We start from the raw sequence: 17,016 nt of genomic DNA, 5'->3' as shown, positions 1-17,016 counted from the left end.
GACCGCAAGCGACATGCTTGCGGGCGTCGTGTGGCTGCTTGCCTGACAGGTGCTTTATTTCAGGGGTATTTTAGAACATGGCAGAAAAACAGACTGCGAAAAGGAATCGTCGCGAGGAAATACTTCAATCTCTGGCCCAGATGCTTGAATCCAGCGACGGCAGCCAACGCATCACCACCGCTAAACTTGCGGCCACGGTGGGCGTTTCTGAAGCGGCACTGTATCGTCATTTTCCCAGCAAAACGAAAATGTTCGACAGCCTCATTGAGTTTATTGAAGACAGCCTGATCACCCGCATCAACCTCATCCTGAAGGATGAAAAAGATACGCTGGCTCGTCTGCGCCTGATTGTGCTGCTGGTGCTGGGTTTTGGTGAAAAGAACCCAGGTCTTACCCGCATACTAACGGGCCACGCGCTGATGTTCGAACAGGACCGTCTGCAAGGCCGCATCAACCAGCTGTTTGAACGTATTGAAGTGCAGCTGCGACAGGTGATGCGTGAGAAAAAAATGCGCGAAGGGGAAGGCTACAGCACCGACGAAGCCCTGCTTGCAAGCCAGCTTTTGGCCTTCTGCGAGGGGATGCTTTCTCGCTTTGTACGCAGTGAATTCCGCTATCTGCCAACGGATGATTTTGATACCCGCTGGCCGCTAGTCGCAGCACAGCTTCGCTGAATGCAAAAGGGCCTGATAAGGCCCTTTTTGTTATACGCCGTACTGAGCGCGATATTCCTGCACCGCTGCCAGATGAACGGCCATCTCAGGCTGTTCCTCCAGATACTCAATCAGATCTTTCAACGTGATGATAGAAATCACCTGGCACTGATAGTCCCGCTCAACTTCCTGAATGGCGGAAATTTCGCCGCGCCCGCGCTCCTGGCGGTCGAGGGAAATCAGCACGCCAGCAAGCGTTGCTTCGTTTGCTGCGATGATCTCCATCGACTCACGAATCGCAGTGCCTGCTGTAATAACGTCGTCCACCAGCATAACGCGGCCCTGCAGCGCGCTGCCTACCAGATTACCGCCTTCGCCGTGGTCCTTGGCTTCTTTGCGGTTAAAGCAATAAGGCACGTCGCGCTCATGATGTTCCGCCAGCGCAACCGCCGTGGTGGTCGCGATAGGAATGCCTTTGTAAGCAGGCCCAAACAGCAGGTCGAAATCAATACCTGAATCCATCAGGGCGGCGGCGTAAAAACGGCCCAGCAGTGCCAGATCGCGCCCGGTATTAAACAGCCCGGCATTGAAGAAATAGGGGCTTGTACGCCCGGATTTCAGCGTGAATTCGCCAAACTTCAGTACCTGCTTGTTAAGCGCAAATTCAATAAACTGGCGCTGATACGGTTTCATGGATTCGCTCCTTTGGGTTTTTATAGACGTAAAAAAGGCGACTCTTCAGTCGCCTTAAAAATCAATTTTCTAACGCCGCCTTCTGCGACGTGACGATCGATTCAATTCCCCCTCGCGCCAGCGCAAGTAGCGTCAGCAGCTCTTCATGGGAGAACGGCTCACCTTCGGCGGTGCCCTGAATCTCAATCATGCGGCCATCTTCCATCATCACCACGTTCATGTCGGTTTCAGCGGCGGAATCTTCAACGTATTCCAGATCGCAAACCGCTTCACCGCCAACGATGCCAACGGAAACGGCGGCAACCATCCCTTTCATCGGGTTGGTTTTAAGCTTGCCGATAGCCACGAGCTTGTTCAGCGCGTCTGCCAGCGCAACGCAGGCACCGGTGATGGAAGCGGTACGCGTGCCGCCATCGGCCTGCAGAACGTCGCAATCCAGCGTGATGGTATATTCGCCGAGGGTTTTCAAATCCACGGCAGCACGCAGAGAGCGTGCAATCAGACGTTGGATTTCCAGGGTACGGCCGCCCTGCTTGCCTTTCGCCGCTTCACGAGCGTTACGGCTGTGGGTCGAACGCGGCAGCATGCCGTATTCTGCGGTGATCCAGCCCTGGCCCTGGCCTTTCAGAAAACGCGGTACGCCTTCTTCAACGGTGGCGGTGCAGAGGACTTTGGTATCGCCAAACTCGACCAGCACGGAACCTTCAGCGTGTTTGGTGTAATTACGGGTCAGGGTAACTGGGCGCACTTGTTCGGCGCTACGACCTGATGGACGCATGGGCTTATCTCCGGCTAAAACGAATGTGGCGCGCATTATACGGACTTCACGAGCTTATTCCTATCCTGCCCGGCCAGGCATGGCTATAATCCCCCCATCATTTGCAGAATACGGTACCGATTTATGATCCGCAGCATGACCGCCTATGCCCGGCGTGAAGTTAAAGGCGAATGGGGCAGCGCCTCCTGGGAGTTACGTTCGGTAAACCAACGTTATCTCGAAACTTATATTCGCATGCCGGAACAGTTCCGTAGCCTCGAGCCCGTGGCGCGCGAACGCATCCGCACTCGCTTAACGCGCGGCAAAATCGAATGTAACCTGCGTTTCGAACCTGATGCACGCGCGCAAAGCTCCCTGATGCTTAACGAAAAGCTGGCGAAGCAGCTGGTTGAAGCCGCAAACTGGGTGAAAATGCAAAGCGACGAAGGCGAAATTAATCCGGTAGACATTTTACGCTGGCCGGGCGTGATGTCCGCTCAGGAGCAGGATCTGGATGCCATCGCCGCTGAAATTCTCGCCGCGCTGGACGGCGCGCTGGACGACTTCATCGTTGCCCGTGAGACCGAAGGCCAGGCGCTGAAAGCGATGATCGAGCAGCGTCTCGAAGGCGTGAACGCTGAAGTCGTTAAGGTGCGCGCGCAGATGCCTGAAGTGGTCAAATGGCAGCGTGAGCGCCTGGTCAGTAAGCTTGAAGAAGCGCAGGTTCAGCTAGAGAACACGCGTCTCGAACAGGAGCTGGTGCTGATGGTTCAGCGCATCGATGTTGCCGAAGAGCTGGATCGCCTGGAAGCGCACGTCAAAGAGACCTACAACATCCTGAAGAAAAAAGAGGCCGTCGGCCGTCGCCTCGACTTCATGATGCAGGAGTTCAACCGCGAGTCGAATACCCTGGCATCTAAGTCTATTAATTCCGATGTTACCAATTCGGCCATTGAGCTGAAGGTGCTAATCGAGCAAATGCGCGAGCAAATCCAGAACATCGAATAATCTCCGCTTAGCTGATTATGGCCCGCTGTTTGCGGGCTTTTTAATGCTCAAATTCAGCTGTAGCCGATAAGCTGTTCCGCCGTAACCATCCCCATTTTCTCAAGCTGGATCGCCTACCGCGCGCTCTGAACGCCCCAATTCACCGCGAAGTGTTTCTATGGCGATGCCCGCACCGTACCCTTTTGCCTGACCTGGCATAATCATTGCGGTATTTATCGTTATGACTTCTTTCTAACTCGATAGTTAAACTTATCCTTATAAAACATAAAACTTTATAAAATCGCCTTAAAATAAGGAGAAAATCCAGTAAATTCATTATCAAAACTAATCCAAAACACTTCAACTTAGAAAATCTCAATGGTGGCCCAGCGCACGAAACGTTACCCTCTTCGCGTTCTTACAGGGGGTGTTCATGCTGCTACATATTCTCTATCTCATCGGTATAACCGCCGAGGCAATGACCGGCGCGCTGGCTGCCGGACGCCGCCGCATGGATACCTTTGGCGTTATTATCATCGCAACAGCTACCGCTCTTGGCGGAGGATCGGTGCGTGACATTCTGCTTGGACATTATCCGCTGGGTTGGGTAAAGCATCCTGAATACGTGGTGATTGTTGCCATAGCCGCCGTGCTCACAACTATCATGGCTCCGGTGATGCCTCATCTTCGCCGCCTGTTCCTTGTTTTGGACGCCCTTGGCCTGGTGGTGTTTTCCATCATCGGCGCACAAATTGCCCTGGATATGGGTGAAGGCCCAATTATCGCCATTATTGCCGCCGTGGTGACCGGCGTGTTCGGCGGCGTGCTGCGTGACATGTTCTGCAAGCGCATTCCGCTGGTATTCCAGAAAGAACTGTATGCCGGCATTTCGTTCGCCTCTGCCGTCCTTTACATCGTGCTGCAACACTATGTATCGAGCCACGATGTCGTCGTCATCGCCACGCTGATTTTCGGTTTCACCACGCGTTTACTGGCACTGCGCCTGCGGCTTGGCTTACCGGTCTTTCACTACAAGCACAGCGAACATTAATCGGCAAAGCCCTTTATTCCCTGCTGTGCCAGAAAAGCCGCCAGTTGGCCTATCTGCGGATAATTAACAAACTCCACCAGCTTCTTTGCCCGGACGGCCCCCACGCCGGGCAGCTCCTGCCAACCAAGTTCATTGCGTTCGACTAGCTGACGCCAGTGGGTATCGGCAAGTAAGTTCATCGCAGGTCTCGGCAACGGGAGGCCAAAGGCTATCAGCCAGCGACGAAAGGGCATCTGGCGAGCTAAAGAGAACTGATGCCAGATTTGCTCGGCTTTGCTGGCGGAAAAGCCGTCTGGCTGCTTTAAGGCTTCCTGGCTCAGCAACAGCCAGGAAAAGATATGTTCCAGGTGCGTGGACTGATTGAGTTTCTGCCACGTGCTCCTGCTGACGCCTTTGATGTCTAACACCGCGGGCGTGCTTAGCCATGCAAGCTTTGCGTAGAACTGCTCGCGGCACTTTGCGGCGGCGTAAAGGCAGCTTAGAGGCGAGGCGCTTATCTGCGTCGGCGGCTGCGGTTTATCTCGCAGGCCGACGCGCCATACAACTTCATCGACTCGTGGAATGCCCTGACCTGCCAGACTCACCATAACCCGATCGCCGGGAGCAATATCAAGCTCCTGCCAGCGTTTTACCGAACCGATATTGACCCGCTTAACCTGCTTATCGTCGAGCTGCATAGGCTCCAAATCCAGCACCACGGCAACCTTGCCGGTGCGCCCAATATTAAAGCGAATACCTTTTACGTCCGTAAACCGTTGCGCAGGAGGGTATTTCCAGGCAGCAAGCCAGTTTGCCTGCCCCGGCTGCCAAAACTTCCCGGCAGGCTCATGGCCCTGGCGGATAACGATACCGTCCGTCACAAACGGCAAAGGCGAGGTAAACCATTCGTTGCGCAGAGAAGAGATCTCGCTTAGCGACTCGACAGGCTTTGACCATGCTTTGGCGAACGGCAACCCGGCCTGAGCGAGAACGTCTAACTTTTGCCTGAGATCTGCCGGGCCGTCAGGCCAGGCCCAAATGAAGAGGCCAAGGCTGTTCAGCGATTCGGAGCTTGCCTGCCGCATCATGAAACCCGCGACTTTGCTGCGGGCGTTAATGCCGCCCATGGTTTTCTGTATATGCTGCTGGCGCTTCAGGAATAGCTCCCCCTGCAATATGCTCTCTCCAGGCAGGCCGGAAAGCTTTTTGGGTATCGCATCAATCATGGCGGCTTTTGCCGTCCAGTCCTCGCCTTTTTGCCCGTCGCCGCGACTGAGAAGCTTTACAAGCTTGCCGTGCCGGTACACCAGCGTGACGGCAACCCCATCTACCTTAGGCTGTACCCATAAATCAGATTTGCCTTCAATCCAATGGGACACCGCCACGCTATCCGCAAGTTTTTTGACACCGGTATGCGCAACGGGATGATAAGTCTTACCCTGCGTTGAAAGAGTGGGCTGCAACGACGGGGCTGATGGGTGAAAACAGCGCTGCCATTCGTTTAACCGCGCACGAAGATTGTCGTAAACCGCATCGCTGGTTTGGCTTTGTCCCTCACGATAGTAGGCATCGTCCCACCGATTAAGCTGGCTTTTCAACTTATCCATCTCCTGTTCTGCCTGTAACGGCGACCAGACGGGGCAGGAGGCCGAGGCGGCTCCAGCCAGAATGTTCAATAACAAAATCAGCTTTATTAACCTGCTCATAGCTACCTCCCTGTCAGACTGAAAAGAGGTATATCGCGACAACGCGACCGCTGCGATAACGGATTAAAATCCCTGCGAGACATTTCCAGAGAAATTGGAGTTGTTGCAGAAACCGTTCGGATAAGTTGGAAAGCGCTACGCAAAACCAGAGAAAAGCGTGATGGCGGTATGACAAATTCACCGTGCCGTCTTGCCGCCGTGTATAATAGGCCGGTAGATGCTCTTCTTTTATCCTTACCGAATAAGTTAGAACTCATGGCTCAAGGCACGCTTTATATTGTTTCCGCCCCAAGTGGCGCGGGGAAATCCAGCCTCATTCAGGCTTTGTTAAAAACACAACCGCTGTATGACACGCAGGTTTCCGTGTCTCATACCACTCGCGGCGTACGCCCTGGTGAAAACCATGGCGAGCACTATTTCTTCGTCAGCAAAGACGAGTTTAAGCAGATGATTGCTGAAGACGCCTTCCTCGAGCACGCGGAAGTCTTTGGCAATTACTACGGCACCTCGCGTCATGCCATTGAGCAGGTTCTGGCAACCGGTGTAGACGTCTTTCTGGACATCGACTGGCAGGGCGCACAGCAAATTCGTAATAAAATGCCGCATGCGCGCAGCATCTTTATTTTACCGCCGTCAAAAGATGAATTAGACCGTCGCCTGCGTGGCCGCGGGCAGGACAGCGAAGAAGTTATCGCGAAGCGTATGGAGCAGGCTGTTGCAGAAATGAGTCATTACGCCGAATATGATTATCTTATCGTCAACGATGACTTCGACACCGCGCTGTCAGATTTAAAGATTATTATTCGTGCCGAGCGTCTGCGAATGGGTCGCCAAAAAGCGCGACATGACGCTTTAATCAGCAAACTATTGGCAGACTGAGCCCAGTTTCAGTATCATGCCCAGTCATTTCTTCATCTGTGGAGCTTTAAAATATGGCACGCGTAACCGTTCAGGACGCTGTAGAGAAAATTGGTAACCGTTTTGACCTGGTGCTGGTAGCCGCTCGTCGCGCTCGTCAGATGCAAACTGGTGGTAAAGATCCGCTGGTACCAGAAGAAAACGATAAAACGACCGTTATCGCACTGCGCGAAATCGAAGAAGGGTTGATCACCAACCAGATTCTCGATGTTCGTGATCGCCAGGAGCAGCAAGAGCAGGAAGCCGCAGAACTGCAGGCCGTTACCGCTATTGCTGAAGGTCGTCGTTAATTTAGCCTGCGGGTAGCCCTTGTATCTGTTTGAAAGCCTGAATCAGCTGATTCAACAATACTTGCCCGAGGAGCAGATTAAGCGCCTCCGGCAAGCATACCTTGTCGCACGTGATGCTCACGAGGGACAAGCACGTTCAAGCGGTGAACCCTACATCACCCATCCCGTAGCGGTTGCCTGCATTCTGGCCGAGATGAAACTCGACTATGAAACGCTGATGGCGGCGTTACTGCATGACGTGATCGAAGACACCCCTGCCACATACCAGGATATGGAACAGCTATTTGGCAAAAGCGTTGCCGAGCTGGTGGAGGGGGTTTCTAAGCTAGACAAACTGAAGTTCCGCGATAAGAAAGAGGCGCAGGCCGAAAACTTCCGCAAAATGATCATGGCGATGGTGCAGGATATCCGCGTCATTCTGATCAAACTTGCCGACCGTACGCACAACATGCGTACTCTCGGGTCGCTGCGTCCGGACAAACGTCGCCGTATCGCCCGCGAAACCCTCGAAATCTATAGTCCACTGGCTCACCGTCTGGGTATTCATCACCTGAAAACCGAGCTGGAAGAGTTGGGCTTTGAAGCGCTTTACCCGAACCGTTACCGCGTCATTAAAGAAGTGGTGAAAGCGGCACGTGGTAACCGCAAAGAGATGATTCAAAAAATCCTCTCTGAAATCGACGGGCGTTTGCAGGAAGCGGGCATCCCATGCCGCGTCAGCGGTCGCGAAAAACACCTTTACTCCATCTACTGCAAAATGACGCTCAAAGAGCAGCGTTTCCATTCGATCATGGACATCTACGCATTCCGCGTAATCGTGCATGACATGGATACCTGTTATCGCGTACTTGGGCAGATGCATAGCCTCTACAAGCCGCGTCCTGGGCGGGTTAAGGACTATATAGCCATTCCAAAGGCGAACGGATATCAGTCCCTGCACACCTCAATGATTGGCCCGCACGGCGTGCCCGTTGAAGTGCAAATCCGTACCGAAGATATGGACCAGATGGCCGAGATGGGGGTTGCCGCTCACTGGGCTTACAAAGAGCAGGGTGAGAGCAGCACCACCGCGCAAATCCGCGCCCAGCGCTGGATGCAAAGCCTGCTGGAACTGCAGCAGAGCGCGGGTAGCTCATTTGAATTCATCGAGAGCGTAAAATCCGATCTGTTCCCAGATGAGATTTACGTTTTCACCCCGGAAGGGCGCATTGTCGAGCTTCCGGCAGGTGCCACGCCGGTGGACTTCGCCTACGCGGTGCACACCGATATCGGCCACGCCTGCGTGGGTGCCCGCGTCGACAGGCAGCCCTATCCGCTGTCTCAGTCGCTTAGCAGCGGCCAGACCATTGAAATTATTACCGCACCGGGCGCTCGCCCGAACGCCGCGTGGCTGAACTTTGTCGTCAGCTCCAAAGCGCGCGCCAAAATTCGCCAGATGCTGAAGAACCTCAAACGAGATGACTCCGTAAGCCTGGGCCGTCGATTGCTGAACCATGCCTTAGGCGGCAGCCGCAAGTTGGCCGAAGTGCCTCCCGAAAATATTCAGCGTGAGCTTGAGCGCATGAAGCTCGCCTCGCTTGATGATTTACTGGCGGAAATCGGTTTGGGCAACGCGATGAGCGTCGTCGTGGCGAAGAACCTGCAGGGCGAATCCCAGGTCGCGCTTCAGGCAAACACATTGCCGCACAGCCACCTGCCTATCAAAGGCGCGGATGGCGTTCTGATTACCTTCGCGAAGTGCTGTCGTCCAATTCCCGGCGACCCGATCGTCGCCCATGTCAGCCCCGGTAAAGGGCTGGTTATCCACCACGAGTCATGTCGAAATATCCGCGGCTACCAGAAAGAGCCAGAGAAGTTCATGGCGGTGGAGTGGGACAAAGAGGCGGAACAAGAGTTCATCACCGAGATCAAGGTGGACATGTTCAACCACCAGGGAGCTCTGGCTAACCTCACGGCAGCGCTGAATAACGCGGGTTCGAACATTCAAAGTCTGAATACCGAAGAAAAAGATGGCCGTGTCTACAGTGCGTTCATTCGTCTGACCGCCCGCGACCGTATCCATCTGGCGAATATCATGCGTAAAATCCGCGTGATGCCGGACGTGATTAAAGTCACCCGCAACAGAAACTAGTGTTATGAATCCACAACGTTATGCGCGTATCTGCGAAATGCTCGCCAGGCGCCAGCCCGATCTGACCGTCTGCATGGAGCAGGTTCACAAGCCCCATAACGTCTCGGCGATTATTCGCACCGCAGACGCGGTGGGCGTGCATGAAGTCCACGCCGTGTGGCCGGGCAACCGCATGCGCACCATGGCCTCTTCTGCCGCGGGCAGCAATTCTTGGGTTGAAGTAAAAACCCACCGCTCGATTGGCGAAGCCGTATCGCAGCTAAAAAGCAGCGGCATGCAAATCCTTGCCACTCATCTATCTGATAAAGCCGTCGATTTTCGCGAAATTGATTACACGCGCCCGACCTGCATTCTGATGGGTCAGGAGAAAACCGGCATCACAGAAGAAGCGTTAGCGCTTGCGGACCAGGACATCATTATTCCGATGATCGGGATGGTGCAATCCCTCAACGTTTCGGTCGCCTCCGCGCTCATTTTGTATGAAGCCCAGCGCCAGCGGCAGAACGCGGGCATGTACCAGCGCGAAAACAGCACCCTGCCGGAATCGGAACAGCAGCGCCTGCTGTTTGAAGGCGGCTATCCGGTGCTGGCGAAGGTTTCCCGCCGTAAAGGCCTGCCCTACCCCCATGTGAATCAGCAAGGTGAGATCGAAGCTGACGCCGCATGGTGGGCCACCATGCAGTCTGCGGAGTAAGCCATGAAAGGCCGTTTGCTGGATGCCATACCGCTAAGCACGCTTGCCGGAGTTGGCGCCAGCCAGAGCGGCAAGCTGGCCAAAATCGGCCTGCACACCATTCAAGATTTGCTGCTGCACCTCCCGCTGCGCTATGAAGACCGCACCCAGCTCTACCCTATTAACGACCTGCTGCCGGGGATTTATGCCACGGTGGAAGGGGAAGTGCTGAACTGTAATATCAGCTTTGGCCGCCGCCGCATGATGACCTGCCAGATAACCGACGGCACCGGTATCCTGACGATGCGCTTTTTCAACTTCAACGCGGCGATGAAAAACAGCCTCGCAACGGGGAAGCGCGTGCTTGCTTACGGCGAAGCCAAACGCGGTACGCACGGCGCGGAGATGATTCACCCGGAATATCGCGTGCAGGGCGATCTCAGCACGCCGGAACTCCAGGAAACGCTGACCCCGGTCTACCCGACAACCGAAGGCATTCGCCAGGCCACGCTGCGCAAGCTAACCGATCAGGCGCTGGAGCTGCTCGATACCTGCGCGATTACCGAACTGCTGCCGCCTGAGTTAAGCCAGGGGATGATGAGCCTGCCGGAAGCGCTGCGTACCCTGCACCGCCCGCCGCCAAGCATGCAGCTGGCCGATCTCGAAACGGGTAAACATCCGGCGCAGCAGCGTTTAATCCTCGAAGAATTACTGGCGCATAACCTGAGCATGCTGGCGCTGCGCGCCGGTGCTCAACGCTATCACGCGCTGCCGCTGGTCAATCATGACGAGCTGAAAAATCGCCTGCTGGCCGCCCTGCCGTTTAAGCCAACCGGTGCGCAGGAGCGAGTCGTTGCAGAAATTGAACACGACATGGCGCTGGACGTGCCGATGATGCGCCTTGTGCAGGGCGACGTTGGCTCCGGTAAAACGCTGGTTGCCGCCCTTGCCGCGCTTCGTGCCATTGCGCATGGCAAGCAGGTTGGCCTGATGGCACCAACCGAACTGCTCGCCGAGCAGCACGCCAGCAACTTCCGCCAGTGGTTTGCGCCGCTGGGTATCGAAGTGGGCTGGCTCGCCGGAAAGCAAAAGGGCAAGGCGCGTATCGCGCAGCAGGATGCCATCGCCAGCGGCCAGGTGTCGATGGTGGTAGGTACGCACGCCATTTTCCAGGAACAGGTGCAGTTTGCCGGACTTGCGCTGGTGATCATCGATGAGCAGCACCGTTTTGGCGTGCATCAGCGGCTGGCGCTGTGGGAAAAGGGCCAGATTCAAGGCTTCCATCCCCACCAGCTCATTATGACGGCAACGCCGATCCCGCGTACCCTGGCGATGACCGCCTATGCCGATCTGGATACCTCGGTCATTGACGAACTGCCGCCGGGCAGAACGCCGGTGACAACCGTCGCCATTGCGGACACCCGCCGTAACGAGATTATCGAACGCGTGCGCAGCGCCTGCACCACGGAAAAACGCCAGGCCTACTGGGTTTGTACGCTGATTGAAGAATCCGAATTGCTGGAAGCACAGGCGGCGGAAGTGACATGGGAAGAGTTAAAGGCTGCCCTGCCAGACCTTAACGTTGGCCTGGTGCATGGGCGCATGAAGCCGCAGGAAAAACAGGCCGTGATGCAGGCGTTCAAAGAAGGCAATATTCATCTGCTGATCGCCACCACGGTTATTGAAGTGGGCGTGGACGTACCCAACGCCAGCCTGATGATTATCGAAAACCCCGAACGCCTCGGGCTTGCCCAGCTCCACCAGCTGCGCGGCCGCGTTGGCCGTGGTGCCGTGGCTTCCCACTGCGTGCTGCTCTATAAATCCCCGCTGTTCAAAACGGCTCAGCTAAGGCTGCAGGTGCTGCGGGACAGCAACGACGGCTTCGTCATCGCGCAAAAAGATTTGGAGATTCGCGGGCCGGGCGAGCTGCTCGGCACTCGCCAGACGGGGAGCGCCGAGTTCAAAGTGGCGGATTTACTGCGCGATCAGGCGATGATCCCAGAAGTTCAAAGGCTTGCCCGTCATATCCATGAACGCTACCCGGAACAGGCAACCGCGCTGATTGAGCGCTGGATGCCCGAAACGGAACGCTATTCGAACGCGTAATTTTTTTGGCGGACTCGGTGGATGGCGCTAAACGCTTATCCACCCTACAAACCGCACAATTTCGCATTTAGTAGGTCGGATAAGGCGCAAGCCGTCACCCTACAAACCGCACAACACCGCGTTCAGTAGGTCGGATAAGGCGCAAGCCGCCATCCTACAAACCGCACAACGCCGCATTCAGTAGGTCGGATAAGGCGCAAGCCGCCACCCGACAAACCGCACAATCCCGCATTTTAGTAGGTCGGATAAGGGCAAGCCGCCACCCGACAAACCGCTCAATCCCGCATTTTAGTAGGTCGGATAAGGCGCAAGCCGCCACCCGACAAACCGCACAATCCCGCATTTTAGTAGGTCGGATAAGGGCAAGCCGCCATCCTACAAACCGCACCACGCCGCATTCAGTAGGTCGGATAAGGCGCAAGCCGTCATCCGGCAAAAGCCTTACGCAAACAGCGGCAGCATCAGGTAAAGCTTAATCACAATCGCGTTCACGATATCGATAAAGAACGCGCCCACCATCGGCACCACCAGAAACGCCATGTGCGACGGGCCGAAACGTTCGGTAATCGCCTGCATGTTCGCAATAGCCGTCGGCGTTGCGCCAAGCCCGAAGCCACAGTGCCCGGCGGCCAGCACCGCTGCGTCGTAGTTTTTGCCCATCAGGCGGTAGGTCACGAAGATCGCATACAGTGCCATAAAGATGGTTTGCACGGTCAGAATCGCCAGCATCGGCAGCGCGAGCGACGCCAGCTCCCACAGCTTGAGGCTCATCAGCGCCATGGCGAGGAACAATGAAAGGCAGACGTTGCCCAGCACCGACACGGCACGCTCGAAAACGCGATAAAAGCCCAGCATAGCCATGGTGTTGCTGAGGATCACCCCGACAAACAGCACGCAGACAAAGGTCGGCAGCTCAAAGGCCGTCCCCTGGATCAGCTGCGCCATAAGCTTGCCGACGGTCAGGCAGATGGCAATCATGGCGATAGTTTCGATGAGCACCAAAGAGGTGATAACGCGCCCGACATCAGGCTTTTCGAAAGCGCTCGGAATTTCGCTATCGTCCGGCGTACCTTCCGGGTTGGAAGAGTGCTTAACCAGATAGCGTGCAACCGGGCCGCCGATCAGGCCGCCAAGCACCAGGCCGAAGGTTGCGCACGCCATCGCGACTTCCGTCGCGTTCTGGAAGCCATAGCGCTCGGTGAACAGCTTGCTCCAGGCCGCTCCCGTTCCGTGGCCGCCAGAAAGCGTGATCGATCCCGCCAGCAGGCCCATCAGCGGGTCCATGCCCAGCAAGGTCGCCATGCCAATACCGATGGCGTTCTGCATGATGAGCAGGCCCACCACTACAAACAGGAAAATACCCACGACTTTGCCGCCGTTACGCAGGCTGGCGATGTTGGCGTTGAGTCCGATGGTGGCGAAGAAGGCGAGCATCAGCGGGTCTTTGAGGCTCATATCAAAATCAATTTCCCAGCCCATGCTCTTTTTCAGAACCAACAGGGCGAGGGCGACTAATAATCCACCTGCTACCGGCTCGGGGATGGTGTATTTCTTAAGCAGCGGTACGGAGTGGACCATTTTCCTGCCCAGTAACAACACGAGGGTTGCTGCGACAAGGGTTGAAAGGGTGTCGAGATGAATCATAGAAGTGCTCCTTTTTGCGCATGAGTGGTGCCGGCGCTCTACATTCCTTCGCTGATATTTCTGGGGGTAGAAAAATCAGCAGTTGGATTTTAACCAAAAAACGGCCAATCGTTATATAAAAACGTCGTTATATGAGTTTTAAATATTAGGAATGCCCCCATGCAAACGTTTGCTTTTACCATGCAGTCCGTTAAAATCTCCGCTTTTCCACCACGGGAATTTATCTGATGTCCGTAAATGCCGTTGAGTCAGAAAAAGCGCAATCGATTGCCAAGACTCAAAATAGTGAACTGATCTACCGCCTCGAAGACAGACCTCCCCTCCCGCAAACGCTTTTCGCGGCCTGCCAGCACCTTCTGGCTATGTTTGTCGCGGTTATCACTCCGGCACTGCTGATTTGCCAGGCTTTGGGCCTACCGGCATCAGATACGCAGCACATTATCAGCATGTCGCTGTTCGCATCGGGCGTGGCCTCCATTATTCAAATTAAAGCCTGGGGCCCGGTTGGCTCGGGGCTGCTGTCGATTCAGGGAACCAGCTTTAACTTCGTTTCGCCGCTGATCATGGGCGGGATGGCGCTGAAAAACGGCGGCGCGGACGTGCCAACGATGATGGCCGCGCTCTTCGGTACGCTGATGCTGGCTAGCTGCACGGAAATGGCGCTTTCCCGCGTGCTGCACCTCGCGCGCCGCATTATTACCCCGCTGGTTTCCGGCGTGGTGGTGATGATTATCGGCCTGTCGCTGATTCAGGTTGGCCTGAACTCCATCGGTGGCGGCTATGCGGCGATGAACGATCACACCTTTGGCGCGCCGAAAAACCTGCTGCTGGCCGGTGCCGTGCTGCTGGTAATTATCCTGCTGAACCGCCAGCGCAACCCGTATCTGCGCGTCGCGTCGCTGGTTATCGCGATGGCCGTGGGTTACGCCCTCGCCTGGGCGATGGACATGCTGCCGCAGACCGTCGCGCCGACGAACACCGATTTGATTATGGTGCCGACGCCGCTCTATTACGGCCTGGGCATCGACTGGAATCTGCTGATCCCGCTGATGCTGGTGTTTATGGTGACGTCGTTGGAAACCATCGGCGATATTACCGCCACCTCTGACGTTTCAGAGCAGCCCGTGTCCGGCCCGCTGTATATGAAGCGCCTGAAGGGCGGCGTGCTGGCGAACGGCCTAAACTCCTGCGTTTCCGCCGTCTTCAACACCTTCCCGAACTCCTGCTTCGGCCAAAACAACGGCGTGATCCAGCTTACCGGCGTGGCCAGCCGCTACGTCGGTTTTGTGGTGGCGCTGATGCTGATCGTGCTGGGCCTGTTCCCGGCGGTAAGCGGCTTTGTGCAGCATATTCCTGAGCCGGTGCTCGGCGGCGCAACGATTGTGATGTTCGGGACTATCGCCGCCTCCGGCGTGCGCATCGTTTCACGCGAGCCGTTAAACCGCCGTGCGATTATGATTATCGCGCTGTCTCTGGCGGTGGGTATGGGCGTGTCGCAGCAGCCGCTGATTCTGCAGTTCGCGCCCGAGTGGCTGAAAACCCTGCTTTCCTCCGGCATTGCCGCCGGTGGCATTACCGCGATTGTGCTGAACCTGATTTTCCCGCCTGAGAAAGATTGATGTGCCTCACGCGCCGGCGATTTGTTGCCCCCGGCGCGTGAAACCCTCCCTGACAAACTCATCCTTGAGCTATAACGGTAAATGGGGCATAACTCCCTTACCGAAACTTCATGGGATGGAAGACAATGAAATTTCTAGGAAAGCTTATTGCGCTACTGGTGGCGATCGTTTTGGTCGTGCTGGTTGCCGCTTATTTCCTGCTTCAAACCCGCTGGGGGGCAGGCCAGCTCGGCAAATGGGTGAATGAGAACACCGACTACGCCTTTTCGTTTAACGAGATGGATCACCGCTGGGCTTCGCCCATGCACGTCACCTTCAATAACGTTACCTTTGGGCGCAAGGGACAGCCCGCGACCCTCGTTGCGCAAAGCGTGGATATCGGCCTTAGCTCGCGTCAGTTCTCGGAGCCGATGCACGCGGACACCATTTTGCTCAAAAGCGGCACGCTGAACCTTAGCCCGGACGCCGCTCCGCTCCCCTTCCAGGCCGATATGCTGCAGCTCAACGATATGGCGCTGAACAGCCCCAATACCGAATGGGATCTGCGCGCGCAGCGGGTAAGCGGTGGCGTAACGCCGTGGCAGCCGCAGCAGGGCAAAGTGCTGGGCAGCACGGCTGACATTCAGTTTAGCGCCGGGTCGATGACGTTAAACGGCGTTCCGGCAAGCAACGTGCTGCTGCAGGGCGCGATTCATGACAACCAGGTCACGCTGTCTACTATCGGCGCGGATATGGCGCGCGGTTCGCTCACCGGCACGGCAAGCCGCGGGGCGGACGGCTCGTGGGAGATTGGCAGCCTGCGCCTGAACGATATCCGCCTGCAAACCGATAAATCCATCAGCGATTTCCTGGCGCCATTAGGCCTGGTCCCGTCGCTGAAAATCGATAGTCTGGAAGTCACCGACGCGCGCCTTGAGGGCAAAGGCTGGGCGGTAACAGATTTAGATCTCAGCCTGCGCAACCTGACGCTCGCCAACGGCGGCTGGCAGAGCGTAGACGGAAAGCTGTCGCTCAACGCCAGCGATTTCATCAACGGTTCGCTGCAGCTTAACGATCCCATCGTGAACATCGACTTTACCAACCAGGCCGCCGTGCTGCGCCAGTTCACCTCGCGCTGGGAAAGAGGCATGGTTCGCGCTTCCGGCCAATGGGAGCGTAACAACAGCCAGCTGGTGCTCGATGAGGTGGTGTTCGCCGGGCTGGAATACACGCTGCCCGCAGACTGGAAGAAACTGTGGCTGGAGCCGGTTCCGGAATGGCTCAATTCGGTGACGGTGAAGAAGCTGTCGGCAAACCGTAACCTGATTATCGACATCGACCCGAACTTCCCCTTCCAGCTCACTTCGCTGGACGGCGTGGGCAACAATCTGGAAGTGGTGCGCAGCCGCCAGTGGGGAATGTGGGACGGTAATCTTACGCTGAATGCCGCCGCCGCGACGTTTAACCGCGTGGACGTTCGTCGCCCGTCGATTGCGCTGACGGCCAATGCGAATCAGATTTCAATCACCGAGCTAAGCGCCTTTACCGGCAAAGGCATGCTTGAGGCAACCGGAGCGGTTTCACAGACGCCGCAGCGTAACGTGGCGATCAATCTGCGTGGCCGTTCGGTTCCGGTCAACACGCTACAGCCGTGGGGATGGCCGGTGCTGCCACTTGAAGGGGACGGCAATTTACAGCTGTCTGCCACCGGCAGCCTTTCGGCGCAAGGCCCGCTCAGGCCAACGGTGAACGGGACGCTACAGGCCACCGGCGCGGACGGAAAACAGCTCCAGCAAACCATGCAAAAAGGTGAAGTGCCCGGCGCATGAT

General features: G+C 56.2%; 14 protein-coding genes. 10 read left to right on the top strand and 4 right to left on the bottom strand.

Annotation, left to right across the window (positions count from 1 at the left end; translation table 11 throughout):
• Positions 1–77: 77 nt before the first annotated feature.
• The gene (gene slmA / locus ACSPHG_RS00290) at positions 78–674 is read left to right on the top strand and encodes a nucleoid occlusion factor SlmA (protein WP_435951497.1); all 597 of its coding nucleotides are present in this window, start codon (positions 78–80) and stop codon (positions 672–674) included.
• A gap of 30 nt (positions 675–704) precedes the next feature.
• On the opposite strand, the gene pyrE is transcribed toward slmA, so the two are convergent.
• Complete coding sequence (pyrE, locus tag ACSPHG_RS00285; RefSeq protein WP_435951496.1) at positions 705–1,346, bottom strand: orotate phosphoribosyltransferase; 642 nt, start codon at positions 1,344–1,346, stop codon at positions 705–707.
• Positions 1,347–1,407: 61 nt separating this feature from the next.
• Positions 1,408–2,124: a ribonuclease PH gene (rph, locus tag ACSPHG_RS00280; protein WP_435951495.1), complete on the bottom strand. Its 717-nt coding sequence runs from the start codon at positions 2,122–2,124 to the stop codon at positions 1,408–1,410.
• A gap of 123 nt (positions 2,125–2,247) precedes the next feature.
• Between rph and ACSPHG_RS00275 the strand changes: the two genes are divergently transcribed.
• Both ACSPHG_RS00275 and ACSPHG_RS00270 read left to right on the top strand, forming a co-directional pair.
• Complete coding sequence (locus tag ACSPHG_RS00275; RefSeq protein ID WP_435951494.1) at positions 2,248–3,111, top strand: YicC/YloC family endoribonuclease; 864 nt, start codon at positions 2,248–2,250, stop codon at positions 3,109–3,111.
• Positions 3,112–3,523: 412 nt separating this feature from the next.
• Positions 3,524–4,141, top strand: a complete 618-nt coding sequence (locus ACSPHG_RS00270; protein ID WP_435951493.1) for a trimeric intracellular cation channel family protein — start codon at positions 3,524–3,526, stop codon at positions 4,139–4,141.
• On the opposite strand, the gene ligB is transcribed toward ACSPHG_RS00270, so the two are convergent.
• Positions 4,138–5,826 (bottom strand): NAD-dependent DNA ligase LigB, encoded by a 1,689-nt coding sequence (gene ligB / locus ACSPHG_RS00265; RefSeq protein WP_435951492.1) that lies wholly within the window; start codon positions 5,824–5,826, stop codon positions 4,138–4,140. The genes ACSPHG_RS00270 and ligB overlap by 4 nt on opposite strands.
• Positions 5,827–6,081: 255 nt before the next feature.
• Here ligB and gmk point away from each other — a divergent pair, with 255 nt between their 5' ends.
• Genes gmk through recG form a run of 5 tightly spaced genes read left to right on the top strand, consistent with a single transcriptional unit; the run spans position 6,082 to position 11,944 of the window.
• Positions 6,082–6,705, top strand: coding sequence for a guanylate kinase (gmk, locus tag ACSPHG_RS00260; RefSeq protein WP_435951491.1), 624 nt, complete (start codon positions 6,082–6,084; stop codon positions 6,703–6,705).
• 53 nt (positions 6,706–6,758) lie between these two features.
• Positions 6,759–7,034, top strand: coding sequence for a DNA-directed RNA polymerase subunit omega (gene rpoZ / locus ACSPHG_RS00255; RefSeq protein ID WP_034461476.1), 276 nt, complete (start codon positions 6,759–6,761; stop codon positions 7,032–7,034).
• Between the two features lie 19 nt (positions 7,035–7,053).
• Positions 7,054–9,165, top strand: coding sequence for a bifunctional GTP diphosphokinase/guanosine-3',5'-bis pyrophosphate 3'-pyrophosphohydrolase (gene spoT, locus ACSPHG_RS00250; RefSeq protein WP_435951490.1), 2,112 nt, complete (start codon positions 7,054–7,056; stop codon positions 9,163–9,165).
• A gap of 4 nt (positions 9,166–9,169) precedes the next feature.
• The gene (gene trmH, locus ACSPHG_RS00245; protein WP_435951489.1) at positions 9,170–9,859 is read left to right on the top strand and encodes a tRNA (guanosine(18)-2'-O)-methyltransferase TrmH; all 690 of its coding nucleotides are present in this window, start codon (positions 9,170–9,172) and stop codon (positions 9,857–9,859) included.
• Between the two features lie 3 nt (positions 9,860–9,862).
• Positions 9,863–11,944, top strand: coding sequence for an ATP-dependent DNA helicase RecG (gene recG, locus ACSPHG_RS00240; RefSeq protein WP_435951488.1), 2,082 nt, complete (start codon positions 9,863–9,865; stop codon positions 11,942–11,944).
• A gap of 441 nt (positions 11,945–12,385) precedes the next feature.
• Here recG and gltS read toward each other — a convergent pair whose 3' ends face one another.
• Complete coding sequence (gene gltS, locus ACSPHG_RS00235; RefSeq protein WP_435951487.1) at positions 12,386–13,588, bottom strand: sodium/glutamate symporter; 1,203 nt, start codon at positions 13,586–13,588, stop codon at positions 12,386–12,388.
• Between the two features lie 227 nt (positions 13,589–13,815).
• Here gltS and ACSPHG_RS00230 point away from each other — a divergent pair, with 227 nt between their 5' ends.
• Together ACSPHG_RS00230 and ACSPHG_RS00225 are read left to right on the top strand one after the other, a co-directional pair.
• A complete protein-coding gene (locus ACSPHG_RS00230; protein ID WP_435951486.1) occupies positions 13,816–15,207 on the top strand; it encodes a nucleobase:cation symporter-2 family protein in 1,392 nt (463 codons plus the stop codon).
• A 125-nt stretch (positions 15,208–15,332) separates the two neighbouring features.
• Complete coding sequence (locus ACSPHG_RS00225) at positions 15,333–17,015, top strand: AsmA family protein (RefSeq protein ID WP_435951485.1); 1,683 nt, start codon at positions 15,333–15,335, stop codon at positions 17,013–17,015.
• The last annotated feature ends 1 nt before the right edge of the window (position 17,016 follow it).

The organism is Dryocola baronae (assembly GCF_051297175.1).
GTDB lineage: Bacteria > Pseudomonadota > Gammaproteobacteria > Enterobacterales > Enterobacteriaceae > Dryocola.
This window is presented reverse-complemented; position numbering and strand designations above follow the sequence as displayed.